The sequence below is a fragment of the Chryseobacillus diguaensis genome (genome assembly GCF_049220665.1).
In the GTDB taxonomy this organism is placed as follows: Bacteria; Bacillota; Bacilli; order Bacillales; family Bacillaceae; genus Metabacillus_B.
Genome location: NZ_JBMKNV010000016.1, coordinates 33862 through 58629 on the forward strand (window position 1 = coordinate 33862; position 24768 = coordinate 58629).

Annotated in this window: 21 protein-coding genes and 1 pseudogene; 15 read left to right on the plus strand and 7 right to left on the minus strand. The window is 40.0% G+C overall.

Features of this window, described 5'->3' with window-relative positions; all coding sequences use genetic code 11:
* Nucleotides 1-27 precede the first annotated feature (27 nt).
* Nucleotides 28-1098, minus strand: coding sequence for a permease (locus tag ACOT8F_RS18510; RefSeq protein ID WP_421653422.1), 1071 nt, complete (start codon nt 1096-1098; stop codon nt 28-30).
* Between the two features lie 180 nt (nt 1099-1278).
* On the opposite strand from ACOT8F_RS18510, the gene selD reads away from it, so the two are divergent.
* Nucleotides 1279-2328 carry a selenide, water dikinase SelD gene (gene selD, locus ACOT8F_RS18515; protein ID WP_421653423.1) on the plus strand — a complete coding sequence of 350 codons (1050 nt, stop codon included), beginning with the start codon at nt 1279-1281 and terminating at the stop codon, nt 2326-2328.
* A gap of 23 nt (nt 2329-2351) precedes the next feature.
* Nucleotides 2352-3410: a tRNA 2-selenouridine(34) synthase MnmH gene (gene mnmH / locus ACOT8F_RS18520; protein ID WP_421653424.1), complete on the plus strand. Its 1059-nt coding sequence runs from the start codon at nt 2352-2354 to the stop codon at nt 3408-3410.
* A gap of 204 nt (nt 3411-3614) precedes the next feature.
* On the opposite strand, the gene ACOT8F_RS18525 is transcribed toward mnmH, so the two are convergent.
* Nucleotides 3615-3821: a hypothetical protein gene (locus ACOT8F_RS18525; protein ID WP_421653425.1), complete on the minus strand. Its 207-nt coding sequence runs from the start codon at nt 3819-3821 to the stop codon at nt 3615-3617.
* 704 nt (nt 3822-4525) lie between these two features.
* Between ACOT8F_RS18525 and ACOT8F_RS18530 the strand changes: the two genes are divergently transcribed.
* Nucleotides 4526-5350 carry a COG4705 family protein gene (locus ACOT8F_RS18530; protein WP_421653426.1) on the plus strand — a complete coding sequence of 275 codons (825 nt, stop codon included), beginning with the start codon at nt 4526-4528 and terminating at the stop codon, nt 5348-5350.
* 58 nt (nt 5351-5408) lie between these two features.
* On the opposite strand, the gene ACOT8F_RS18535 is transcribed toward ACOT8F_RS18530, so the two are convergent.
* Nucleotides 5409-5810 carry a DUF1761 domain-containing protein gene (locus ACOT8F_RS18535; protein ID WP_421653427.1) on the minus strand — a complete coding sequence of 134 codons (402 nt, stop codon included), beginning with the start codon at nt 5808-5810 and terminating at the stop codon, nt 5409-5411.
* Nucleotides 5811-6128: 318 nt separating this feature from the next.
* Between ACOT8F_RS18535 and ACOT8F_RS18540 the strand changes: the two genes are divergently transcribed.
* Nucleotides 6129-6890: a MerR family transcriptional regulator gene (locus ACOT8F_RS18540; protein WP_421653428.1), complete on the plus strand. Its 762-nt coding sequence runs from the start codon at nt 6129-6131 to the stop codon at nt 6888-6890.
* Between the two features lie 96 nt (nt 6891-6986).
* On the opposite strand, the gene gpmA is transcribed toward ACOT8F_RS18540, so the two are convergent.
* Nucleotides 6987-7718: a 2,3-diphosphoglycerate-dependent phosphoglycerate mutase gene (gene gpmA / locus ACOT8F_RS18545; protein WP_421653429.1), complete on the minus strand. Its 732-nt coding sequence runs from the start codon at nt 7716-7718 to the stop codon at nt 6987-6989.
* A 174-nt stretch (nt 7719-7892) separates the two neighbouring features.
* On the opposite strand from gpmA, the gene ACOT8F_RS18550 reads away from it, so the two are divergent.
* Complete coding sequence (locus ACOT8F_RS18550) at nt 7893-8768, plus strand: LysR family transcriptional regulator (RefSeq protein ID WP_421653430.1); 876 nt, start codon at nt 7893-7895, stop codon at nt 8766-8768.
* Between the two features lie 1155 nt (nt 8769-9923).
* Nucleotides 9924-10481 (plus strand): recombinase family protein, encoded by a 558-nt coding sequence (locus ACOT8F_RS18555; protein ID WP_421653431.1) that lies wholly within the window; start codon nt 9924-9926, stop codon nt 10479-10481.
* A gap of 139 nt (nt 10482-10620) precedes the next feature.
* Here ACOT8F_RS18555 and ACOT8F_RS18560 read toward each other — a convergent pair whose 3' ends face one another.
* Nucleotides 10621-10935: a hypothetical protein gene (locus ACOT8F_RS18560; RefSeq protein ID WP_421653432.1), complete on the minus strand. Its 315-nt coding sequence runs from the start codon at nt 10933-10935 to the stop codon at nt 10621-10623.
* Between the two features lie 170 nt (nt 10936-11105).
* Between ACOT8F_RS18560 and ACOT8F_RS18565 the strand changes: the two are divergent.
* From ACOT8F_RS18565 to ACOT8F_RS18575, 3 genes and pseudogenes are all read left to right on the plus strand, one after another.
* Nucleotides 11106-11184, plus strand: a pseudogene (locus ACOT8F_RS18565) (nucleotide excision repair endonuclease); the annotation flags it as partial.
* A 54-nt stretch (nt 11185-11238) separates the two neighbouring features.
* A complete protein-coding gene (locus tag ACOT8F_RS18570; RefSeq protein WP_421653433.1) occupies nt 11239-11499 on the plus strand; it encodes a DUF1292 domain-containing protein in 261 nt (86 codons plus the stop codon).
* A 319-nt stretch (nt 11500-11818) separates the two neighbouring features.
* A complete protein-coding gene (locus ACOT8F_RS18575; RefSeq protein WP_421653457.1) occupies nt 11819-12697 on the plus strand; it encodes a TRM11 family SAM-dependent methyltransferase in 879 nt (292 codons plus the stop codon).
* Nucleotides 12698-12741: 44 nt separating this feature from the next.
* On the opposite strand, the gene ACOT8F_RS18580 is transcribed toward ACOT8F_RS18575, so the two are convergent.
* Nucleotides 12742-13851, minus strand: coding sequence for an NAD(P)/FAD-dependent oxidoreductase (locus tag ACOT8F_RS18580; RefSeq protein ID WP_421653434.1), 1110 nt, complete (start codon nt 13849-13851; stop codon nt 12742-12744).
* A 205-nt stretch (nt 13852-14056) separates the two neighbouring features.
* Between ACOT8F_RS18580 and hutP the strand changes: the two genes are divergently transcribed.
* From hutP to hutG, 5 genes are all read left to right on the plus strand, one after another.
* Nucleotides 14057-14494, plus strand: a complete 438-nt coding sequence (gene hutP, locus ACOT8F_RS18585; protein WP_421653435.1) for a histidine utilization transcription antiterminator HutP — start codon at nt 14057-14059, stop codon at nt 14492-14494.
* Nucleotides 14495-14596: 102 nt separating this feature from the next.
* Nucleotides 14597-16126: a histidine ammonia-lyase gene (hutH, locus tag ACOT8F_RS18590; protein ID WP_421653436.1), complete on the plus strand. Its 1530-nt coding sequence runs from the start codon at nt 14597-14599 to the stop codon at nt 16124-16126.
* 19 nt (nt 16127-16145) lie between these two features.
* Nucleotides 16146-17813: a urocanate hydratase gene (gene hutU / locus ACOT8F_RS18595; protein ID WP_421653437.1), complete on the plus strand. Its 1668-nt coding sequence runs from the start codon at nt 16146-16148 to the stop codon at nt 17811-17813.
* 5 nt (nt 17814-17818) lie between these two features.
* Complete coding sequence (hutI, locus tag ACOT8F_RS18600) at nt 17819-19114, plus strand: imidazolonepropionase (protein WP_421653438.1); 1296 nt, start codon at nt 17819-17821, stop codon at nt 19112-19114.
* Complete coding sequence (gene hutG / locus ACOT8F_RS18605) at nt 19068-20009, plus strand: formimidoylglutamase (protein ID WP_421653439.1); 942 nt, start codon at nt 19068-19070, stop codon at nt 20007-20009. Before hutI ends, hutG begins: the two co-directional genes overlap by 47 nt.
* A gap of 180 nt (nt 20010-20189) precedes the next feature.
* Here hutG and ACOT8F_RS18610 read toward each other — a convergent pair whose 3' ends face one another.
* Nucleotides 20190-21524 carry an APC family permease gene (locus ACOT8F_RS18610; RefSeq protein ID WP_421653440.1) on the minus strand — a complete coding sequence of 445 codons (1335 nt, stop codon included), beginning with the start codon at nt 21522-21524 and terminating at the stop codon, nt 20190-20192.
* Nucleotides 21525-22274: 750 nt separating this feature from the next.
* Here ACOT8F_RS18610 and ACOT8F_RS18615 point away from each other — a divergent pair.
* Nucleotides 22275-24272: a penicillin-binding transpeptidase domain-containing protein gene (locus ACOT8F_RS18615; RefSeq protein ID WP_421653441.1), complete on the plus strand. Its 1998-nt coding sequence runs from the start codon at nt 22275-22277 to the stop codon at nt 24270-24272.
* The last annotated feature ends 496 nt before the right edge of the window (nt 24273-24768 follow it).

Consider the following 24768-nt stretch of genomic DNA (forward strand, 5'->3'; position numbering starts at 1 on the left):
GTTTCCGGCGCTGTTTTTAATAGTTTCTTAAAGGATAAGCATTCCTGTAAGACCGCAAAGTATACCGAGTACCACTACAGAAACTGCTGTGAAAATAAGAACCTTCGCAGGGAAAGACCTGCCAACAATTAATAAGGACGGAAGACTTATAGATGGTAAAGTTAATAGCAGCGCTCCAGCTGGTCCTGTGCCAAGACCGAAAGCAAGAAAGGATTGAATAATTGGAATTTCAGCTGCAGTTGGAATGACAAACAGCATGCCTGCAATGGCAAACTCAATCACAACTAAAATACTGTTAGCTGCTGCTTCACCGACATGCGGGAAAAGCCAAATACGGGCTGCTCCAACCAATAGAACGGAGACAACGTATGCAGGAACAATATAAAGAAGCATCATTCCAATGCTTTTCATCCACCTTACGAAAAACGGCTCTTCTTGTTCCATTTCTGTTTTTTCCATCAGCTGGTCAAGATCAACTTCCTCAGAATCTTTTATAAAGTGATTTGCCAAGTAGCTGACGCCAAAAGTCAGAATAACGCCAAAAACCAGACGCAAAAGAGTAAATTTCCATGATAAAACAAAAGTCATGAACACGAGTGTAGCTGGATTTATCGCCGGGTTTCCTAACCAAAAGGCCAGTGCAGCTCCAACGGAAACCTTCTTTTTTCTAAGACCGACTGCCATAGGGGCTGCACAGCATGTACACATCATTCCGGGAATAGATGCAAGCCCTCCTGCTGCCGTGCTTCCGAATGATGTCTTTCCAAGTACTTTGATAAGCCATTGAGACGGCAGAAGCACCTGAATGAGAGAACCAAGTAAAATACCTAAGATTGCAGCTTTCCAGACAGCATTAAAATAAGCAAGAGCATAAGAGACAGCGCTATCCCATGAAAAGGATGCTGGTTTAGAGGGGTCTCCAAGGATTGAATTGCCTATAGAATGGGTAGCAGCAGCGGAAAAGCTTTTAAAATAATAAGGGTACCACTTTACATAGAATAGCCCTGCTGCAGCGAATAGGAGGAAAATTGCAGCAAACCAGATGACCTTTTTATTGACTGTTCCTTTTTGTGCTAAAGTGGACTGTAATTGCGCCATTCTTTAAAACCTCCTTTAAATAGTAGTATAATGTCAATTAAACCATTATATCATTTTACCAGTGCTGAGCATGAATTTTACTTGAAACTTTCTTCAAAAGCTTGTTTTATTATATTTTGCAGCAGTCTCCTTTATAATAGGTTTATTGAATGTAGTTTAAAAAAAGAAAGGCTGATATAAATGACACAATCTGGTTCGATTAAATTGACTTCCTTATCTACAAAAGGGGGATGCGGATGTAAAATAGGCCCGTCTGACCTTGCGGAGGTTATCCGCAGTCTGCCTCCTGCGGCGGCTGACCCAAATTTGCTTGTTGGGTTGGACACAAGCGATGATGCGGGGGTATACCGTCTTAGTGATGAATTAGCTCTTGTTCAAACGGTTGATTTTTTTACCCCGATTGTCGACGACCCTTACTCATTTGGCCAAGTAGCTGCTGCCAATGCGATCAGTGACATATACGCTATGGGTGGTAAACCGTTGACTGCACTTAACATCGTAGCGTTTCCAATCGCTGATTTAGATAAAAAAGTCCTCGCTGATATTCTTAGAGGAGCTGGAGATAAATTAAAAGAAGCAGGAGCGACACTTGTTGGCGGCCATTCCATTGAAGATAAAGAACCAAAATTTGGTTTAGCCGTCACTGGTCTTGTTCATCCTGATAAGGTAAGAAGCAATGCAGGTGCAATGACAGGAGATAAGCTCATTTTAACGAAACCGATCGGAGTTGGCATTTTGACAACTTCTATCAAAAGAGAGTTGCTGTCAGAAGATGAAATTAACCGTGTAACTGGTGTTATGGCAGCATTGAATAAAACAGCAGCGGAAAAGATGGATGCTTTTGATGTGCACGCCTGTACAGATGTAACCGGGTTCGGTCTTCTAGGACATGCTTCTGAAATGGCGAAAGGAAGCAAAAAAGGTTTAAACATCTATAGCGATAAGGTTCCTATACTGCCGCGTGTAAGGGAGCTTGCGGAACAGGGAGTTATTCCTGGGGGAACTAAAAATAATTACCGCCACTTAGAAGGGGATGTTACTTTCCCTGAAGCTATGGATCAGATTGACCAGTGGATTTTATGTGATGCCGTCACATCAGGAGGACTTTTAATCTCCGTATCCCCAAATGACGCAGATGCTCTTTTGCATGATCTTAAAACAGCTGGTGTTGAAGCGGCACAAATTGGAGAAGTGGTTGAAGACCACCCAGGTCATATAGTTGTTTCTTAACGAATAGAAAGGCGGTTTAGGCATTGTTTCAGGACATTATGGTAGATGAAATGGTGAAAATAAGAGAAAAAAGAAAGCTTGTTTTAATTGATGTGCGTTCTCCTTCTGAATACAGAGCAGCAACGATTCCAGGAAGCTGCAATATCCCGCTCTTTACAGATGAAGAACGTGCCGAAATTGGAACACTGTACAAACAAACCGGTGTACAGGCAGCAAAAGATAAAGGGCTGGAAGTGGTCTCGCGCAAACTTCCTGCTTTTATAAAAGAATTTGCTGCTATAGAAGGAGAAAAGGCGGTTTTTTGCTGGCGCGGAGGAATGCGTAGCAGAACTTCTGCTACGGTTCTGGATTTAATGGGGATCAAAGCCTATCGTCTTCATGGCGGTGTCAGAGCTTATCGAAAGTGGATTGTTGACACAATTGAACATATGAAGATTTCTCCAAAGGCATATGTACTGAACGGCTATACCGGATCAGGAAAAACAAAGATACTGAACAAACTGCAGGATGAAGATTATCCTGTCATTGATCTTGAAGGAATGGCTAATCACAGAGGGTCTATTTTTGGTCAAATTGGCTTGGATCCTCATAACCAAAAGATGTTTGATGCTCTTTTTGCAGAAAAAGTTCTCACTTTAAATCAATCTCCGTATGTCTTGTTTGAGGCTGAAAGCAAAAGAGTCGGCAAAGTGATTTTGCCTGAAAGCATTATGGAAAAAAAGGAAGAAGCGGTACAAATTTTTGTAAGTATTCCATTAGAAGAAAGAGTCAGACACATTTTAGAGGATTACCAGCCAGAAGACCACCAAGAAGAATGCCTGCAAGCCTTTCGTATGATAAAAAACAGAATTCATACACCAGTAGCAGCAAAAATTGAAGAGGATCTTCTTTCTGGAGCATTCTCATCTGCTATAAAGCTTCTTTTGGAATTTTATTATGATCCAAGATATGACCATACAGCAAGGCTATACCCTGAAGATCATAAAATCGTTCTAGAAGTTAACAATTCCGACGAAGCTTTAAAGGAAATTAAAAAAATATTGCGTTTAAATTTTTCACCCGCCTCAAGCGGCAAAAGGTGAATTTAACAAAAAAAGCAGATGGTCTTCAAAGATCATCTGCCTTTCTTTTTTTCAGAGGCTTTTTCGTAAAGATTACTTCTGCAAAGTTTAAGCAAGGCTGTTTTCGCAGAGATTGTTGTTTTTCGTACATGCTCTTATCACGCATCGGGGCATCTTTTCTTGAAGTTTTTGCCATGAGCAACAAGGTTTAAGAAAAGAGCCTTCCTAAAAGAATTTAAAAAAAGAATTAAGCGCACCAAATGCCATTGTCAGGACGAGCAAAATGACAACGCCTGCAAAAAAGATAATCAAATTATTTTTCACTTTTTCTGACTTTGGAACAGGATTCTGTATGTGGCATTCTGGACATTCAACAGAACCGTAAGGAATGATAGCTCCGCAGTTTTTGCATTTAATTAATCCCTCTTCCATGATTGAACCTTCTTTCTAAACTATACAACACATCAGCAGTGATTTAATGAGCAACCTTTATGCATTAAAAAAGCTCTGACAGTTAAAGCTATATTAGCGGTTATTTTATAGATTTGTTCATTCAATAATTATGTTACCCAACCTAACTTTAAGTTACAAGTAAGAAGGGACATAGAATGCGTCAAAATAAAGGCATATAAGCAGAAAAGGGGAGCGAATTTGAGAACAGTCCGATTTAGAATCTATTTGGGGATTTTATTATTGCTTTTTCTCATAGCAGCGACTTTGTTTTACATATCACATTTGATTACGGGATGAAGCACTTCTGGATAGAGGCATGGGTTTTGGCCTCTTATTCGCTGTTTGCTTTTGGAAGTAGCAAATATATGATAAATTTTTCATCAAACTCTTATTCCTTTTTCAGCTTGTTTTTATTCCGAGTGATTATAGTAAAGAATGTAATCGTGAATTTTACTATTTAAAAGAATGGCTCTTTTAAACTTGGCTGTTGATTGCAGCTAGCAGGCACTCAAGCTTGAGCGGGCTTACCTTAGAGCCTCCTCGTCGCTTTGCTCCTGCGGGGTTCTCCCTTGACACGCTTTACTAAGCGGGAGTCTCAGCACCCGCTCCAATCAACAAGGAATAAAAATCAGCATTAAGCTTTAACTGAGCCAAAAGTATAAGAACTGAGGAGGGTTTTTTTGATGAGGAATTTCGAAGATGAACAAGAATTGCAGCTAGAATCTTTATCGCCAGCAAGAAAGATGCTGAACAAAGTTCCGGAAATCACAATCTTCTTCTGGATTATTAAGATCATGGCTACAACAGTTGGTGAGACAGGGGCAGACTTTTTAAACATGAATTTAAATTTTGGTCTTACGAATACGACCTTACTTAGCACCATTCTGTTAGTAGTATTCTTGATTTTTCAATTCAAGGCAAGAAAATATATTCCTTGGATCTACTGGAGCTCCGTTTTACTAATTAGTGTTGTCGGCACACTCGTCACCGATAATCTGACAGACAATTTTGGCGTTCCGCTTGAGGTTAGTACCATTGTTTTCAGTATTCTCCTGATCGCTACATTTGCTGCCTGGTATGCAAGTGAAAAGACTTTGTCTATTCACTCCATTTACACAACGAAAAGAGAAGCATTCTACTGGCTCACAATTCTATTCACCTTTGCTTTAGGAACAGCTGCAGGAGATCTTTTATCTGAGGGAATGAACTTAGGCTATTGGAAATCAGGCCTTATTTTTGCAGCACTTATCGCCATTACGGCTATCGGCTATTTTAGTTTCAAAATGAATGGAGTGCTGGCATTCTGGATTGCCTACATTCTGACTCGTCCGCTTGGTGCTTCAATAGGAGACTACCTTTCACAGCCTCACAAAGAAGGCGGTCTTGGACTTGGAACCACTGGTACAAGCCTTATATTTATTGTCATTATCCTAGCTTTGGTTATTTATCTTTCAAGATCAAAAGTAGACGAAACAACACCATTGCAAATGGAAAAGAACAGCGAATAAGAAGATTCGTTAAATTTTAGAACCCCTTCTTGAAAAATAAGAAGGGGTTTTTTCATATTTAAAGGATAAACCCTTGTAAAAATCCAAGTAAAGTAAATACAACTAGGTGATCACCAATGGCGATCCAAAATGCTTTTTTAGACATGAGGCCAAATAAGCAATTTTTAAAATATACCATCGAAATAAGGAAGCCTATGATGAAGCCCGTTAATGCTCCTTCAAGCCCTGTATGTGAATCCGAAGCTTGTATCAAAAAGGATACTAAAAATGAACTGATAAAGGCAATTACTATAGAAAAAATATATTTTGAAGGTCCTTTCATTTGTTCAAACAATCCTTCTGGCCTGCTCTTTTTCCTGTCCGATAAAAAAATAGAATAATAAATCGTGCCATAGATGATATACAGGAAACCGCCTGCTAGAATAGCCAATAAATTTAAATGATGCCAATTTGTAAGCATGATGAATCTCCTTCTCTATTTTGGTTCATAGCTGTGTAATTTGGTTTAACACTCAATTAATTTGTATTTTTACGTATTAAACTGGTAACTTTCATTCAGATAAATCGTACTTTCCTCCTTCAGAATAAGATAAGTCTTCTTCTAGCGCTTGCCTGTGCTGACAATTGAAATGAAATCAATTTCTATTATGAGTCCTTTAAAGCAGAAATTCTAACAAATTTTTAAAAAGAAGAAGAAGCAAATATGATTTTTTTTAAAATGGCCATTGACCTTCACGCAGCGTAAAGGTGTAAAGTAAATTTATCAGGAGGTGATCAGATGGAATATACCGTGCAAAAGCTTGCAGAATTATCAGGAACAACGGCCAGAACCCTCAGATATTATGATGAAATTGGCATTCTTAAGCCGGCAAGAATGAGTTCATCAGGTTACAGAATTTATGGGGTAGAAGAGGTAGACAGACTTCAGCATATTCTCTTTTACAGGGAACTCGGCTTAAGTCTGGAACAAATTCAGGAAATTCTGGCTAATCCGGATTTTGACCGTTCAAATGCACTTATTGAACATCGCGAAAAGCTCCTGCAAAAACGAAAGCAGCTGGATCTGCTGATTTCAAATGTTGAGAAGACGATCGCTGCTTCTGAAGGGAGAATGAAGATGGGTGATAAAGAAAAATTTGAAGGATTTAAGCAAAAAATGATTGATGATAATGAACAAAAATATGGCAAAGAAATCCGTGAAAAATACGGGGAAAATACAGTGAACCGCTCGAATGAGAAATTAAAAAATATGACTCAGGAACAATTTGATAAAGCAGCACGGCTGGAAAAAGAATATAAATCGCTCTTAGCTGATGCTTACAAGACGGGAGATCCTGCAAGTGATGAAGCACAAAAAGCAGCAGATCTTCACAAGCAATGGCTGAAGATTTACTGGACGGAATACAGCAAAGAAGCACATGCGGGACTTGCGAATATGTACGTTCAGGATGAGAGATTCAAAGCGAACTATGATGAAATTCAGCCTGGAATGGCAGAGTTTCTGCGGGATGCCATTCATATTTATACCGGACAAAAGTAATGATGAAGAAAGAGTGCATTCAGTGGATGCGCTCTTTTTTCATATTATATTTTCTAAGAAGTTTAATGTGTCTCCATCATTCGGTATTAAAACTGATTAGAACAACTTTTCTACCTCATCTGAACGTAAAGGACCCTGCATGCCTAAATAATAATGCTTCAGCGGTTTTAAGTTTTCATCCAATTCATAAACCAATGGTACACCTGTTGGAATGTTTAAATCAGCAATTCCATTGGAGGAGATCTGGTCCAAATATTGAACTAGTGCTCTAATGGTGTTGCCATGAGCTGAAATGATCACTTTTTTACCCGATTTTATTTCAGGTGCAATGGCCTCATTCCAGTAAGCAAGCACTCTTTTTTCAGTAGCCGCCAAATTTTCAGTAAGAGGCAGGTCTTTTTCCTGAACATGCTTATACTGCTTTTCAAAGCCCTCATATCTCTTGTCGGTTCTAGTTATAGGAGGAGGAAGTTCATTCATTGACCTTCTCCATTGATGGACTTTTTCTTTTCCGTATTTCTTCGCTGTTTCTTCCTTATTTAAACCTTGCAAAGCCCCGTAATGGCGTTCATTCAGTTTCCATGATTTGTATACAGGAATCCACATTAAATCCATTTCCTGCAGAACGATCCAAAGTGTTCGAATCGCTCTTTTTAGAACAGATGTATAAGCAATATCAAAACAATAGTCATGCGCCTTTAATATTTGGCCAGCTTTGCGACCTTCCTTTAAACCATTAGGGGATAAATCAACATCTGTCCATCCTGTAAATTTGTTTTCCAAATTATAAACACTCTGTCCATGTCGGATCAAGACAAGCTTAATCATCGTTTTCTCCTTTTGAAAGAAAGAGTTTTATTTATTAATGTAAGCATCTTAAACCTTTTCTATCCGGCTTACTATCTGACTCATCTAATAGAGGTTTTGACAGACTTCCACGAATGAAAATAATTCATTTTTTATGTTATATTATGAGTAAAACTAATATAAAGAGGGATGAATTTGTCGATTGGTAAATATGAAATATTTCATAAAGTAGTAGAACTTGGCAGCTTAACAAAAGCAAGTGAATCGTTAAATATTTCCCAATCAGGGGTAAGTCATGCCATTTCCAGCTTGGAAAAAGAGCTGGGGTTTTCCTTATTAACCCGGAATAAAGCAGGCATCAGGCTAACCGTAAACGGCGAGCGAATGTTGTTATATATTAGGGAGATTTTATATTTGAATGAAAAAATGCTTCAGGAGGCTGGAGAAATAAGAGGACTAGAAATCGGGACTGTTAGGATCGGCACATTTTCATCTATTTGTGCTGTATGGCTTCCTGGAATATTGAAAAAATTCATGGATCAATATCCGCATATAAAAGTAGACATCGTGGAGGGGAAACAGGAGGAAATCTCTCTGTGGATTTCTCAGGGGATTGTAGATTTCGGTTTTTTAATGCTGCCTGCTGCCGATCTGGAGGTTCTCCATTTAAAGCGAGAAGCGTTTTACTGTGTTGTGCCGGAAACCCACCATCTTGGTGCTGAAAATTCTGTAAAGCCAAATGCATTAAAGGAAGAGAAGCTGATTCTCCAAAATTCTTCCCTTAAAATCATCCATAACATTTTGAAATCAAATAAACTCTCTACTGAAATTGCTTTTCATTTAGATGATGAACATGCCGTTATCTCGATGGTAAAAAACTCCTTTGGTGTAGCCATCCTGCCAGACATCGCTTTACATAATCTGCCTGAAGGTGTAAAAAAAATACCCCTTTTAGATGACCGAGCAATTTCCTCCATCGGCATTGGTTCGATATCCTTCAAAAATCTTCCGCCAGCTGCCGAAAAATTTATAGCAGCATCGACCTTATGGTTAAACGAACATTACACATGAATTTTTGTAATTTTGCCTTTTTGCTTATGGTACACATCTAAAGTAAATTTGATATTTCCCCGGGGGAGGGAGTACGCTTATTTTTCATATTAAAATAAGCGTAGCATGTAACTGTAAAGGCAAACAGAAAGAGAGTAAGCAACAAAAAACGGCAGCAACTAGGGGGGAACTGTCAAGCAGCTTATTTTGTGATTTCGTCGATATTCGTAAAGATATCTTTTAAATATTTTTGCCTTTTATATATTTCGACTTTCTCAAGTGAGTCACCTGTCTAAAAGTGGTGCATACTGTCACGAAATATTTCAGTTCTATGCAAGTGACATAGGTTAAACCCGTGCCAATGATCGATGAATAATACCGGCTATCAAACCAGAATAATAATGGATTCTTATACCTGCTTCCCATGTAATTTGTGGCAGACAAAGATAGAGGGGGACCAATAGGCACAGACGATAAGGGGAAAAATCCCGAATCGAAAACAGCTGCTTGTAAATGATAAAGGGATTATCCTGTTTGTTATTGATACCCCTGTAGCTTATGAAAGGGCCAAAATTTTCACTAATAGGTATGATATGTTGCCACGGCATTGCTGTGGTTTTTATTTGCTTTCTGCCTGTAACATGAATGAAATAATATTATTCACACCAGGCATCAGTTGTCCACAATTTTTCTGAATGTTTCAAAATTACTTATATATGATACGAAAATATGATTTGCAGCATTGTAATATGAATGAAATAAAGTTATCCCCTGGATCCATGAGTTATCCACAATTTTTCTGAATGTTTCAAAATTACTTCTTTATGATACAAAAATATGATTTGCAGCTTGTAACATGAATGAAATAATTTTATTCACACTAGGCATCAGTTATCCACAATTTTTCTGAATGTTTCAAAATTACTTCTTTATGATACAAAAATATGATTTGCAGCTTGTAACATGAATGAAATAAAGTTATCCCCTGCAATCATCAGTTGTCCACAATTTTGCTTTTTATCTGGAAATCATATATTTTAGATACAAAATCAGGAGTATTGTACTAAAAATATAAAATTGTCTCAAAAATATATCTCTTTAAAATAAATGTAAATGAAAGAGACGTATTTATGATACATTTTAAGTAATTGATAATATATGGAAGGAGAAGAGGCAATGGCTAAATTGGGTTATGCGAGAGCGTCTACTGGTAAACAAACTCTGGATAAACAGATAAGTTTACTTACCGAATTTGGATGCCATAAGCTTTTTACTGACAAAAAAACCAACACAGAAAGAGAAGGACTAAAAGCAATGCTGGAATACGCAAGAGAAGGAGACATTGTAATCGTATACAAACTTGATAGACTAGCGAAAAGCATCCAAGATCTCCATCGAATAACAAATGAGCTGAAGGAGAGAGAAATTGATCTTATTTCCTTAAAACAAAACATTGATACCTCGTCAGAAAGAGGCGGAATGGTCTTTCATATGATTGAAGTTTGCGCAGAATTCGAAAGGGAGCTAATCGTTGAAAGGATAAAAGCGGGAATCGAAAACGCGAGAGAGAAGGGAGTTAAGCTAGGAAGGAAAGAAGCTAACAGACACCTTAAGGAAAAGGCTTATGAATTGTATCGTTCAGGGGAAAATACGATGAAGGAGATTACTCAAGCAACGGGTTTAGCACGAGCGACCATTTATAGATATATAGAACAGAAGAAGTCCTCTGAATGAATCGTTACATTAACGAAATGCGAAGTATATGAGGTAATAGCACGTTTTGAAAACAAAAGAGAATAAAGCTAGATATGAGGGAAGAAATTAGCTGCTGTTGCAGAATAATTGAAAAAGAGTGATAATCGGTAGAAAATCATCACCTTTTTCCTTTATTTTTTTCCGGTTTCTCCATTTCTTCCGTAACAGCAATAGCTAAATCGTCATTCCCAAAGAGGGATAAAACACCAATCAGGGTATCAAATGAGATTTCTCCTGCTTCTTCTTTTGGTACTGTTAAATCAATTGCATTTTTTAATGCCGTATTTTTCTCCTGATGCGGGTAGGCTTTTATATAAATTTCTTCAGGGTCCAAATCATGATTCACGCACCACTGGGCAAAGACCAGTATCATCATCTGCTCATCACGCTGATACTTTTGTATCATTTGATCTTGCATGTCTTTTGGATTCAAAGGCTTATAATCTCCCATCTTTCTTAAGCGTTACATACAGCGTATCACATTAAGGAATGAGTGGTATAGTAAACGCTCGTATGAGATAATACATTAGTTCATGAAATAAATTATAGAGGATAATCCAGGAAATGAGATATTATGATAAAAATCAGTTTTCCAACACCTTGATGCGGGAAATCTATGAGACGTTTGCGATTAATTCCCTTCAGGCTAAATATAATATTTGATAAAGTGTTTTATAAATAAAGCGATCCAGAGGACATTTTGGGACAAACTTACATATAAGAAGGAGGATGAGACATGGATAAAGTTGAAGTTGGAGACATTTTTTTAATGGAAGATGAAAATGGGCAGGAAGAAGAGCTAGAGGTTCTTGCTACAGCAGATATTCAAGGGAAACAGTATGTTGCCGTCAGTTTTTCCGAAGAGATTCAAAAGGAAACAGAAGAAGATATTGAGCTATTCTTTTTAAGGGTCGAAGACGATGGGGAATTGGCTGAAATTGAAAGTGATGAAGAATTTAATGAAGTGACAGCTGCCTTTGAAAACCAAATAGGCTGAGTACAAGAAAGGGGGTAAATACCCCCTTTCTTAAATGATAAGGCTTTTTTTTAAGGCTCTTTTCTTAAACTTTGTTGCTCATGACCCTATATTTAGTCCTCGAAACCATTGGGATGGCAAAAACTTTAGGAAAAGATGCCCCGATGCTAGTCTAAATGCGTGATAAAAGCATGTACGAAAAACAACAATCTCTGCGAAAACAGCCAATGATATAAACTAAAACAAGAATGGCTTTCTTTTTGAAGGATGGATAGCATTGAATCAAACAAAACAGTTTGTTTACACCTATACTTACAGTGAAGAGGAATATTCCCTCTGCATGCTTGAATTGCGCTCGCTTTTTGGAAAAGAACCTCAAGGGAATGTTTTTCAAAGCGAGATTCAGATCTTACCAGCCAGAAGCCCTTTTATTAGAGAGCGGATTGACGTTTTATTTGAAGGGGAAACACTTGATGAGATAAAAGAACAAATCAAGCATATTGATCTGGGCGCGGGAACGTTTAAAATTATTTGTTCAAAGATGAGCATGGAGGATTCAAAACAGCTTTCCTATCATGAACTAAGGGCAACTGAAAGAGAGCTCGGGGCCGTTATTACGGCTGAAGCGGATGTTCATAACCCTGATCATCTTTTCGGCGTCATTTTATGGAATGGAAAGTGGTATTTCGGAGCATATCAGAAAAGCGAAGCTATGTGGCTGAAGCATATGAAAAAACCCCGTCAATATTCCACAGCACTAAGCACAAGAGTAGCAAGGTCTGTTGCGAATATTGCTGTTCCAAACCCTGAGGGTGTAACGGCAATTGATCCTTGCTGCGGGATTGGCAATGTCCTGGTTGAAGCTTTATCCATGGGGATTCATATTGAAGGACGTGACATTAATCCACTTGCAGCGAGTGGTGCAAGAGAAAATATCGCTCACTTTGGTCTTGATGGAGACGTGACCTTTGGACCGATTGCGGAAGTGACAGAGCATTATGATGCAGCCATTATTGACTTGCCTTATAACCTGTATACTCATATCACATTAGAAGAGCAGAAATCGATCATTGAGCATACAAGGCGTATTGCTGATCGAGCCGTTATTGTAACCATTGATCCCATTGATGAATTAGTAAAAAAAGCAGGATTTGAAATTATCGACAGAGGACTCGCTATTAAAAATCAATTTTCCAGAGAAGTACTCTTGTGTATATAAAAAACAGCTGCTCCATTCCAGCTGTTTTCTTTGTATGAAGGCATTTAATAGCTTTGTACTTTGTATTTCTTTAAATCAATTTCAAGCTTTTCTCCATTAGCGAGCTTCGCAAGCTCTGAACCCAAATACGGACCAATTGTAAGCCCTGATGCACCAAGGCCGTTTGCAAACAACAGTCCTTCCCATCCCGAAAAAGAGCCGATTACAGGAAGAAACCCTTCTGTAAATGGCCTGAAACCGACTCTCGCTTCTAAGAAGGTGCTCTCTTCAAGCCCAGGAGCTGTTTGAAGCGCTTTTTGAAAAACCTCTGCTAAACCTCCTGCTGTAATACGGGGATCAAAAACCTCAGTATTTTCATGTGTGGCACCAGCTACAATACGGCCTGAATCAAATGCAAGAAGATATTGATCACTCGGCGGCATCACAACAGGCCACTCATCTGTTTTCTCACCTTCAAGCCTCAAATGAACAATCTGCGCTTTTTGGCAGCTGATTTTTAATTCAATGCCAAGCGGCTTAAGTAAATCTGATGCCCAAGCCCCAGCACAAACAATAACCGACTGAGCGGGGATGAATTCCTGATTAACCATCACTCCTGTTACTTGAGCACCCACATACTTTAAAGCAGCATCGCCATAGATCAATACCGCTCCGTTTTTCTGGGCTGCTCTGAGCAAAGAATCTCTTAGTGCCCGGCCATCAACTCGTGCTGCACCGCTGACATGAAGAGCTGCCAAATCGTCTTTAATTGCTGGAAAAAGCATCTTTGCTTCTGCCGGTGAAAGCTTTTTAAGTTCTCCGATCTCAGGTGCTTCAGGTATCCGTTTCCTAGTCCGTTCTTCCATCGCGTTAATCTTTTCTGGGTCCTGATGAAGACTGATGGCACCGACTTTTGCATATCCTGTCTCTATTTCACCATCTTTTTCAAGTTCTTTTATTAATTGAGGATAGTAGGCTGCACCTGATTTTGCGAGCTCATACCATGCTTTATTGCGGCGCTGTGAAATCCATGGGCAAATAATCCCTGCCGCTGCGGCGGTAGCCTGGCCATGATCTTTCCGGTCAATAATCAGTACATCACACTCTTTTTTGGACAGATGATAGGCAGTTGAAGCCCCTAAAATTCCCGCTCCGATAACAATATATTTTTTCATCGTTACCATCCTTTTTTTCTCCATTCCTTCTACTATATAAAAGTTTTGCTGAAAATGCCAGAGGACTCATTTCCTTTACTATACTAATCTAATAACTTGGCAGCAAACTAAAATTTCCTATATGGATTGACAGTACAAGGAATAAACCAATACAATAAAATAAGTTATTAGTAAATAGGGAAAATTCAGATAAATGAGGGCTGTTATGAGTCTCACTTCAGAAATAGGGAAAATGGCGATCCTTCTTGCTGCACTGACTGAAGAGGAGCTGACTTCATTCAAGCCGCTTTTTCAGAATATCCGTTTTTGTGAGGGTAAAGTCGGCTCAATGAATATGCAAAAAGTGATTGCTGCAGTTGAAACAGCCGCGAAACGAAATGGGCTGATTCATGATAGCGTTTACAGGGAAACCCACGCCCTTTATCATGCTGTGATGGAAGGGATAGAAGGAGTAACAAGAGGACAGCCTGGAATTGGTGAAACGAGCAGAACGGTAGGTCTTCGATTTGCCATTGTCAGAGGCAGGCCTTATGAAGATGAATTCGAGGGTGAATGGATTGCGGTTGCCTTTTACGGCACAATTGGCGCACCTGTTAAAGGCCTTGAACATGAAACAGTTGGACTTGGAATTAATCACATTTGAATAATACGGTACATTGCCTATAGTTCATTAGTTATGAGGAGGCGATGATGGTATTTATGATGCCATTATCGTCTCCTTTTTCTATTTAGGGAGGAAGAAAACATGATCATGCTGACAGGTGAAACTCTGACACTTGAAGAAGTCAGGCGAATCTGCCTTGACAAAGAACAAGTTTTCATTAGCGAAGAGAGCATGTACAAGGTGAAGAAGGCAAGAGAAGCTGTTGTAAAAATTGTTGAGTCTAAGAAGATAACCTATGGCATTAATACTGGGTTTGGAAAATTCAGTGATGTCATAATCGGCGGGGAAGATGTGAATCAGCTGCAGCTGAACTTAATACGATCTCACGCCTGCGGTGTCGGAGATCCTTTTCCAGAGACCGTATCACGGGCTATGGTGCTTCTTAGACTCAATGCATTGTTAAAAGGATATTCCGGCATACGTCCTTTGATTGCCGAGCTGCTTTTAACCTTATTGAATGAAAAAATCCATCCTTATATCCCAGAGCAGGGGTCACTTGGCGCTTCTGGAGACCTTGCACCATTATCCCATCTTGCGCTTGTTCTGATTGGAGAAGGAAAGGTCTTTCACTCCGGCAAAATTTATGAAACCAAAAAAGTTTTTAAGAAAAAAGATATTTCTCCTGTTCAGCTTGAAGCTAAAGAAGGGTTAGCCCTCATTAACGGGACTCAGGCAATGACAGCAATGGGGGCCATCAGCTACATTGAAGCAAGTGATCTTGGATATCAGAGCGAAATGATTGCTTCTCTTACTTTGGAAGGGCTTGAGGGCATAATGGATGCTTTTCATCCTGCCATTCATGAAGCAAGAGGGTTTAAGCAGCAGTGTGATGTCGCAGAAAGAATCAGAAACCTGCTTGCAGGAAGCAAGCTTACGACAAGTCAGGGAGAAAAACGGGTACAGGACGCTTACTCCTTAAGATGCATTCCGCAAGTACATGGCGCTTCTTGGCAGGCACTCGATTATGTAAAAGAAAAACTCGAAATTGAAATCAATGCTGCGACAGATAATCCCCTTATATTTGACGAAGGCAGCACCGTCATATCAGGAGGGAATTTTCACGGCCAGCCGATTGCGCTTGCGATGGATTTTATGAAGATTGCCATGGCGGAATTCGCAAGCATTTCTGAACGGAGGATTGAAAGGCTTGTTAATCCGCAATTAAATGATTTGCCGCCATTTTTAAGTCCAGAGCCCGGCTTGCAGTCAGGAGCTATGATTCTTCAGTACTGTGCAGCTTCACTGGTCTCTGAAAATAAGACGCTTGCCCATCCGGCAAGTGTCGATTCTATACCTTCATCAGCCAACCAGGAGGATCATGTGAGCATGGGGACGATTGCAGCGCGTCACTGCTACACCATTATCCAAAACGTAAGAAGAGTGCTTGCCATTGAATGCATTTGCGCTCTTCAGGCAGCGGAGTACAGGGGAATAGATCAGATGGCACCATTAACGAAAACCTTTTACCTTGAAGCAAGAAAGATCGTGCCTTCCATTAAAGAAGACCGGGTATTTTCTGATGATATTGAACGAATGGCAAAATGGCTTAAAAAAAAGAAAGCTGGATGGACGGCCCTAAAAAATGAATACACGGCAGCAATCATTCTTTAGAGATAAAGGAGGAAGAGAGATGGAAACAAAACGAGTCATTCGTGCAAAAAAAGGATTGGAACTGGAATGTAAAGGGTGGGAACAGGAAGCTGCGCTCAGAATGCTATACAACAACTTGGATCCGGAGGTTGCGGAAAAACCGGAAGACCTGGTTGTATATGGCGGAATCGGAAAAGCCGCAAGAAACTGGGAAGCGTTTGACGCTATCGTGAAAACGCTCAGGAGGCTTGAAAACGATGAAACAATGCTGATTCAGTCTGGGAAGCCAGTCGCGGTATTTAAAACACATGCTGCTGCACCGAGAGTTTTGCTGTCTAATTCTGTCCTTGTACCGAAGTGGGCGAACTGGGAGCATTTTCACGAGCTTGATCAAAAAGGGCTGATGATGTATGGACAAATGACGGCAGGCAGCTGGATTTATATTGGGACTCAAGGGATTCTGCAAGGAACATATGAAACCTTTGCCGAAGTTAGCAGGCAGCATTTTGGCGGATCGTTAAGAGGAACCATCACCCTAACAGCAGGTCTTGGCGGAATGGGCGGTGCACAGCCTCTTGCAGTCACAATGAATGGCGGAATATGTATTGCTGTAGAAAAGGATCCTGATAGGATCGATAAAAGGCTGAAAACAAAATACTGTGATAAAAAGACAAATAGTCTGGACGAAGCGCTTATTTGGGCCCTTGAAGCAAAACGTAAAGGAGAAGCTTTATCCATCGGGCTAGAAGGGAATGCAGCAGCTATTCATCATGAACTGCTTAAGCGAAACGTTCCGATTGATATTGTAACGGACCAGACGTCTGCTCATGACCCGCTGAATGGATATATTCCTGAAGGTCTTTCAATAGCGGAAGCAGAATCGCTTCGCAGGACTGATGCGAAAACTTATGTAAAAAAAGCCTCTGCTTCCATGGCGAAGCATGTAGAGGCCATGCTTGAATTTCAGAAGATCGGTGCTGTTGTTTTTGATTATGGCAATAATATCCGCCAAGTGGCAAAGGATGAAGGTTTAAATGAGGCTTTTGACTTCCCGGGATTTGTTCCAGCTTACATCAGACCGCTTTTTTGTGAAGGAAAAGGACCGTTCCGCTGGGCAGCTTTGTCCGGTGATCCAGAGGATATTTACAGAACTGATGCTTTGATCAAAGAGCTCTTCCCAAATAATGAGCCCCTTCTTCGCTGGATAGAGATGGCTCAGAAAAAAGTGGAATTTCAAGGGCTTCCTTCTCGGATTTGCTGGCTTGGGTATGGGGAACGAGTCAAAATGGGGCTCGCCATTAATGATTTGGTTAGAAGAGGTGAGTTAAAAGCACCGGTTGTTATCGGAAGGGATCATTTGGACTGCGGTTCCGTAGCTTCTCCTAACCGCGAAACAGAAGCAATGAAGGATGGGAGCGATGCAGTAGGAGACTGGGCTATTTTGAACGCTCTGATCAATGTTGCTGCAGGCGGATCATGGATATCTGTTCATCATGGCGGAGGTGTCGGTATGGGGTATTCTCTCCATGCCGGCATGGTTGCAGTGGCAGATGGCACAAATCTTGCTGAAGCGAGGCTTCAAAGGGTGCTGACAACTGATCCCGGAATGGGAATTGTCCGCCATGCGGATGCGGGATATGAAAAAGCCATTGAAACAGCAGCTGATAAAGGCGTGGATATTCCAATGATACATTCTAGAAAGGAGTGAACAATTTGAAGGCTGATTTACTTATATACAATATTGGTCAGTTGCTTCTCCCGAAAGCTTCTGGAAAACCGTTAAAAGGCGAGGAAATGAAAAACCTTCCGATCCTTGAAAACGCAGCTTTAGCTGTTCAAGACGGCCTTGTTTTATGGATCGGCAAGAATAAGGAGTCTGTTGGCATTGATGCAAATGAACGGATAAATGCAGAAGGAAAAGTAGTGTCACCTGGACTTGTTGATCCTCATACCCACCTTGTATTCGGAGGCAGCAGGGAGGATGAACTTGCTCTGAAACAGGCAGGAGTTTCTTACTTAGACATTCTTGCAAAAGGGGGAGGCATTTTATCTACAGTTACTGCTACGAAACAGGCAACGGAGAAAGAATTAGCTGCAAAAGCAGCTTTTCATTTGGAGAGGATGATCTCTTTTGGTATTACAGCTATGGAAGCAAAGAGCGGGTATGGACTTGATCGAGAAACAGAGCTCAAGCAGCTTCGCACGGTGAAACGCCTGCAGGAGACTTATCCCGTAAAGCTGATTTCAACCTTCTTGGGGCCTCACGCTATTCCGCCTTACTATAAGGGAAGAGAAGATTTGTTTCTGGACGAAATGATCGGATTGCTAGATGAAATTAAAAAGGAAGACCTTGCTCAATTCGCTGATATTTTCTGCGAAACCGGCGTATTTACCATTGAACAATCCAAACGGTTTTTGGAGAAAGCTAAGAATAAAGGATTTGGCGTTAAAATTCACGCAGATGAAATAGATCCGCTCGGCGGTCTTGAACTTGCTGTTTCATTAGGTGCAGCGAGTGCTGATCATCTTGTTGCTGCTTCGGATAAAGGAATTAAAGCATTAAGAAACAGTGATACGGTTGCTGTGCTGCTACCTGGAACGACTTTTTACTTAGGAAAAGACCAATATGCTAAGGCTCGGACAATGATTGATTCAGGTGCGGCAGTTGCTCTTGCAACTGATTTTAATCCTGGAAGCTGTGTGACAGAAAACCTGCAGATGATTATGTCACTTGCTGCACTAAAGCTTAAAATGTCAGCAGAAGAAATCTGGAATGCTGTAACTGTCAATGCAGCACATGCGATAGGGCTTGGAGGAGAAGCAGGTGTGCTTGAAGCATCAAAACAAGCAGACTTTGTCATTTGGGATGTGCCAAACTTTCATTACCTTCCTTATCATTTTGGGGTAAACCATGCAATAAGCGTTTATTGCAGCGGCATAAAAAGATGGGAGAGAATGCCCTATGGAACCATTCCGTTATCTGCGGCCAGGGAAACCAGCTCTTTTTAAAGATCAGTATGTCACAAAGGTCAATGAAACGATAAAAGCATTTGAAAAAGGGATGAAAGGACAAACAGGCATTATCGGCCTCCCATTTTCAAAATCCTCTATTTCTCCTTCACAGGCAGCAGAAGCTCCTGTGAGAATAAGATCCTGTCTAGGGGCTTATTCCACTTATTCAGGAGAAAGAAAAACAGATTTTAAAGATCATTCAATTATAGATTTTGGTGATGTATTAACCCATCCGATAGAAGTAGGAGAAACATTGGAGAGGCTTTACATTAGTGTTAAGCAAATGCTTGAAGTAAAGGCATGTGACCGGTATATCCTTTTAGGAGGAGACCATGGTGTCAGTTTTCCATCTATACGTGCTTTTCAAGAAAATTTCGGTACTATTGGCGTCATTCAATTTGATGCCCATCATGATGTGCGGAATCTTGAAGACGGGGGAAGGACGAATGGGACACCGTTTAGAAGTCTGATTGAAGATCGGGTGATAAAGGGCCATCATCTTGTTCAGATTGGGATCAGAGACTTTTCAAATGCCTATCAGTACCATGAATATTCAAAGGAAAAGGGAATTAAGGTATATACTATGGGGGATGTCGAGCAAGAAGGCATCTTGCCGATTATAATGAAGGAAGTCAGCAGGCTTTCGCAGAAGACAGATCACATCTACCTTTCACTGGATATGGATGCGGTGGATCAGGCTTTTGCTCCAGGCTGTCCTGCTATCGGTCCTGGGGGACTCTCGAGCAGAGAGCTTTTAACAGCTATATCTGCTGCTTCCAAGCATGAAAAAGTAAAAGCGCTGGATATAGTTGAAATTGATCCATCGAAGGATTTCCGTGATATAACAAGCCGCCTCGCAGCACATGCAATGATGAGGTTTATGTACAGATAAATAAGGCTCTTTTCTTTTCTTAAACTTTGTTGTTTTCCTATCTCCTTTTTAATAAACCTGCCAGTTAGACTGAAATTTTAAGAAAAGATCCCACAAAACCAATACGAATAGCATATCTTTCTGAAAACAGCCATAAATAAAAGCGGTACAAAAGGAATATTCCTTTGTACCGCTTTTAATTTAATTTATATGTTTGCTCCGCATTGCGTAATAAATAGGAAGGCCTAATGCTGTTATTCCAAGCCCGTATATGGCTAGCAGCGGCTGTGTGAAGAGGGTGTTGATGACGATAAACAATCCCCCGATAATAGCTATGATCGGCAGAACCGGATAAAAAGGCACTTTATAAGGACGAATAAGGTCCGGTTCTCTTTTCCGTAAAATCAAAACAGCAGCAAATGTCATTGTATAGAAGATCCAAATTACAAAAACGAGCATGTCTGTTAACGTATTAAATCCGCCAATCAGCATCATGACAATAGAAATCAATAAAATAAATATTCCTGAATTATACGGAACACGGCTATTTACGGTTAAGACTGAAAACCATTTGCTGAAGGGCAGTTTGTTTTCCATCGCCATTGCATAAGGTACGCGCATTCCAGTCATCACATAACCATTAATGGAACCGAAAACGGAGATGAGAATACCGATGCTGACAAGTTTTCCTCCGATTGAGCCAAAAATGATTTGCGCTGCCTGTGAAGCAGGAGTATCTGTCCCTGCAAGAGAGCCAGCAGACATGACCATTAAGAAGGCAATGTTGATCAGGAGATAAATGGCCATTACTGCTGATAATCCTAAAATAATGGCTTTTGGGAGATCCTTTTTCGGATTTTTCATTTCACCAGCAATATTGCCGACAAGAATCCAGCCGTCATAGGCAAACATCGTAGCAAGCAGCCCAGATCCTAAAGCTGATAAAAAGGCTTTATCCGGGCCTGCTTCAACAGGAAACAACTGAAAAGGCACATCGCCTTTATGCAGCATCCCAAATATGATAAGGAGTACTAGAGGGATGAGTTTGCAAATGGTTGCAACTGTCTGGATTCCGCCTGCTGCCTTTGCCCCTAAAAAGTTCATAAAAGTTAGAAAGATAGCTGTCACAATGGCAATTCCAACAATCATCAATTTATGATCATTTGCACTCAGTCCGAACAAACTGATGGCCTGTGTGCCAAAAATAATGGCAAGGGCTGCAATATTAGCTGGAAAATAAATAACGGTTTGTGCCCATCCGAGCAAAAACGCAGTCAGGTTGCCATATGTCCTCTTTAAATAGGCCATCATGCCGCCTGTTTCAGGGATTGCGGCTGAGAGTTCGGCTGCTGTTAAACCGGCACATATCGTCAGGATTCCGCCGATCACCCATGCAAGCAATCCTAGGCTTGATGATCCGGTAAATCCATAAACCGCAGTGGGTTTAAAAAACACGCCAGCTCCAATAACTGTTCCAATTACAGTTGTTAAAGCTGCAAAGAAGCCTATTTCTTTTTTCAGGTGCTGCTGAGACAAAATCATCACTCCAATTTCTTTGATGTCTAATATAATGTGAGAAAATTCACAAAAAATTTAAAAAAATTTTATTTTAAAATAGTAAATTGGGATCAAATATATACTTACTCAACCTAATATGTTTAATTAAACGTCATTGTGTCAAATTTTAGCACACAGAAAAATTTGATTCAATGTTTATTTTTCTGGAAATACAATAATAAATTCATCATCCAACCTTATTCAAAAAAGAGAGATATTTTTACAGAAGACTGTTTTTCGCAAAGGTTGTTGCTCTTCGTATTTTGTTTAGAAAACGGTTATAGATAGGCTTCGTGGCATCTTTTCTTAAAATTAGCAGATGTATAAATGTATAGAATTATTTATATAGAAAAGCAACAAAGTTTAAGAAAAGAGCCTTACAGAATAGGTATTCATTGTCCTCTTGAGGTTGTATCAAACTATGCAGCGAACCCTGACAAAGCGCCTGATTTGTATGTAAATATACATTCTGCAGAATGACTGTCTCCAAAACCGCTTGCTATTGGTTCGAAAATTGCATTTAAAGCTCAATTTCTTGGCCGTGAACTTGCATATAGATATGAAATAATAGAACTAATTTTAGGGTTATTAGCCACAAAAAGTATAAGAAAGGTGCCTTTTATAAAAATCTTATGGAATTTATTTCGTATGCAAAATGTAGATTACCAGAATAATCCTCTCCCTATGATATACTTTTAATATCGTTTTTACAGAAAAGGGGCGGGGTCATTGAAGAAAATAATCGCAGCACTCATTCCGGCAGTTTTCATTCTGCTGCTCTCAGCATGTACGGAACAGCCTAAACCGGAAGACAAATTTCAGGAATATGTAAGGCTATGGAACAGCGGGAACTTTGAAGGGATGTACAATGACTTATCTTCTGATGTTCAAAAGTCGACCAGCAAAGAAGAATTTGTTAGCCGTTATAAGAAGATTTATAGCGGGACAGGAGTCAATCATCTTAAGGTAACGTACCTGAAGCCTGAGAAACCTCAGGATTCAAAGGACAAGAAACAAGTTTCTTTACCGGTTTCCATTAAAATGGATACGATGGCTGGGCCTGTCAGTTTTGAGAAAAAAGCGGTTCTAGTAAAAGAAGAGCGGGATAAAAAATCAGATTGGTACATAAAGTGGGATCCGAGCTACATATACCCGCAGCTTATAGGGAATGAGAAGGTCAGCGTCCGGACACTTAATGCGAAGAGAGGGCAAATTTACGACAGGAATGGAAGCCCTCTTGCCGAAAATGGAAAGGTTTATCAAATCGGCTTGATACCGGAAAAGATGATGGATAAAAAAACAGAGATTCTTTCCAAGCTTTCAAAGGAACTACAAATGTCTGAGTCAGAGATTATGAAGCAGCTGAATCAGTCCTGGGTTAAACCTGGTTATTTTGTACCTTTGAAGGAGCTGTCACTAGAAGATAAAGATCGTGCGGCAAAGCTTACAGAAATTCCTTCCGTTTCTGCAAGGCAGGTACCTGCAAGAGTTTATCCATACAAGGAATCGTTTGCTCATCTAATTGGATATATAGGTCCTGTTATAAAAGAAGATCTGGAAAAACATAAAGACTACAGTGCACAAGATCAGATCGGAAAACGAGGGCTTGAACAAGTTTATGAGGAGCAGTTAAAAGGAAAAAATGGATCCATTATTTATGTGAATGGAAGCAATAAAACGGAAAAGGTCATTGCAGAAAAGAAGGCGAAAGATGGCCAGAACCTCAAGCTTACAGTAGATGCAGGCCTCCAAAAGAAAATCTATACTCAATTAAACAATGAACCTGGTTCCGCTGCAGCGATTAACCCTTCAACGGGAGAAACACTGGCACTGGTCAGCAGCCCTTCATTTGACCCGAACAAATACATTCATGGTCTTACTCAAAAAGAACGGGAGGATTTAACCACTAATCCAAATAATCCGCTTTTAAACCGTTTTAGCTACGCCTATGCTCCTGGTTCTACTTTAAAGCCTCTGACAGCTTCCATTTCCCTTGAGAACGGCATTGATCCAAATAAAACCATGGATGTTAAGGGACTTCAATGGCAAAAGGACACAAGCTGGGGCAACTATTATGTTTCAAGAGTGCATGAATACGGCACACCGGTCGATATGGTTGATGCAATGATTTATTCAGATAACATCTATTTTGCTCAAAAGGCTTTGGAACTTGGAAAAGACACTTTCACCAAAGGTTTGAAAAAATTCGGATTTAATGAAAAGATTCCTTTTCCTTACCCGATCACATCATCTAAAACAGGTGACATTCAATCAGAAATCCAGCTTGCAGACAGCGGCTACGGGCAAGCGCAGGTTCAGATGAGCTCTCTGCACCTGGCGCTATCTTATTCTGCTTTTCTGAACAAAGGCAGCATTGTTATTCCTACACTTTTTCTAAATAATGAACAAAGTATTTGGAAAAAGAGTGTGATGAGTGAGGATCATGCTTATCAAGTATTGGATATGATGAAACAGGTCATTTCTAATCGCAGGGGGACTGGTTACGGACTGCACGATTTGGGAATCCCATTAGCAGGTAAAACCGGAACAGCAGAGTTTAAAGAAAAACAAGGTGAAAAAGGAAAAGAAAATGGCTGGATGGTGGCCATGAATACCGAGAACCCCAGGCTTCTAGTGTCCATGATGATTGAAAATGTCCAGGATAAAGGCGGCAGTGCTCATATCGTGAGCCAAATGAAGCCAGTTTTAAAAGACTATTTGAAATAAGACGGCAAAATGAAGTGCGGAACTCCAGGTCATTATCTGCCGCTTTAAAAGCTTATTTAGTCACTGTTTTAGACTTTAGTCTTAAATTGATACTATAATGTTTTAATGAGAAAACAACGTCATCCAGCAATTAGTGACGTGCATTTATCAAAAGTACTTCACGACTTAAGTGATCCTTACAGGCTGAAAATCATTAAAAGTATTTACAGTAGAGGTGAAGAAGTTTGTACGTACTACTCGTACGAATTTAATATTTCTAAGTGAACGTTTTCTCATCATATTAAGGTCTTAAGAGAAGCAGTGTTTATACGAGTGCGAGTTGAAGGGATGCAGATTTTTACTCGATACGTAAAGAAGAGTTAGATAATAAATTTCCTAACCTGATCTCTTCTGTCCTTTCTGCTGAAGAAGCTTCCTTCTAAGTTAAAGCCTTAGCTGTTTAATGTCAGCTAAGGCTTTTTCATATTGGTTGATAAATTCAATTATTCATGCTGCT

What these genes read in the sequence shown, in the direction of transcription:
- ACOT8F_RS18510 (WP_421653422.1), bottom strand. Translation starts at nt 1,098, where the DNA reads ATGGCGCAATTACAGTCCACTTTAGCACAAAAAGGAACAGTCAATAAA.
- selD (WP_421653423.1), top strand. Translation starts at nt 1,279, where the DNA reads ATGACACAATCTGGTTCGATTAAATTGACTTCCTTATCTACAAAAGGG.
- ACOT8F_RS18525 (WP_421653425.1), bottom strand. Translation starts at nt 3,821, where the DNA reads ATGGAAGAGGGATTAATTAAATGCAAAAACTGCGGAGCTATCATTCCT.
- ACOT8F_RS18530 (WP_421653426.1), top strand. Translation starts at nt 4,526, where the DNA reads ATGAGGAATTTCGAAGATGAACAAGAATTGCAGCTAGAATCTTTATCG.
- ACOT8F_RS18535 (WP_421653427.1), bottom strand. Translation starts at nt 5,810, where the DNA reads ATGCTTACAAATTGGCATCATTTAAATTTATTGGCTATTCTAGCAGGC.
- ACOT8F_RS18540 (WP_421653428.1), top strand. Translation starts at nt 6,129, where the DNA reads ATGGAATATACCGTGCAAAAGCTTGCAGAATTATCAGGAACAACGGCC.
- gpmA (WP_421653429.1), bottom strand. Translation starts at nt 7,718, where the DNA reads ATGATTAAGCTTGTCTTGATCCGACATGGACAGAGTGTTTATAATTTG.
- ACOT8F_RS18555 (WP_421653431.1), top strand. Translation starts at nt 9,924, where the DNA reads ATGGCTAAATTGGGTTATGCGAGAGCGTCTACTGGTAAACAAACTCTG.
- ACOT8F_RS18570 (WP_421653433.1), top strand. Translation starts at nt 11,239, where the DNA reads ATGGATAAAGTTGAAGTTGGAGACATTTTTTTAATGGAAGATGAAAAT.
- ACOT8F_RS18575 (WP_421653457.1), top strand. Translation starts at nt 11,819, where the DNA reads ATGCTTGAATTGCGCTCGCTTTTTGGAAAAGAACCTCAAGGGAATGTT.
- ACOT8F_RS18580 (WP_421653434.1), bottom strand. Translation starts at nt 13,851, where the DNA reads ATGAAAAAATATATTGTTATCGGAGCGGGAATTTTAGGGGCTTCAACT.
- hutP (WP_421653435.1), top strand. Translation starts at nt 14,057, where the DNA reads ATGAGTCTCACTTCAGAAATAGGGAAAATGGCGATCCTTCTTGCTGCA.
- hutH (WP_421653436.1), top strand. Translation starts at nt 14,597, where the DNA reads ATGATCATGCTGACAGGTGAAACTCTGACACTTGAAGAAGTCAGGCGA.
- hutU (WP_421653437.1), top strand. Translation starts at nt 16,146, where the DNA reads ATGGAAACAAAACGAGTCATTCGTGCAAAAAAAGGATTGGAACTGGAA.
- hutG (WP_421653439.1), top strand. Translation starts at nt 19,068, where the DNA reads ATGGAACCATTCCGTTATCTGCGGCCAGGGAAACCAGCTCTTTTTAAA.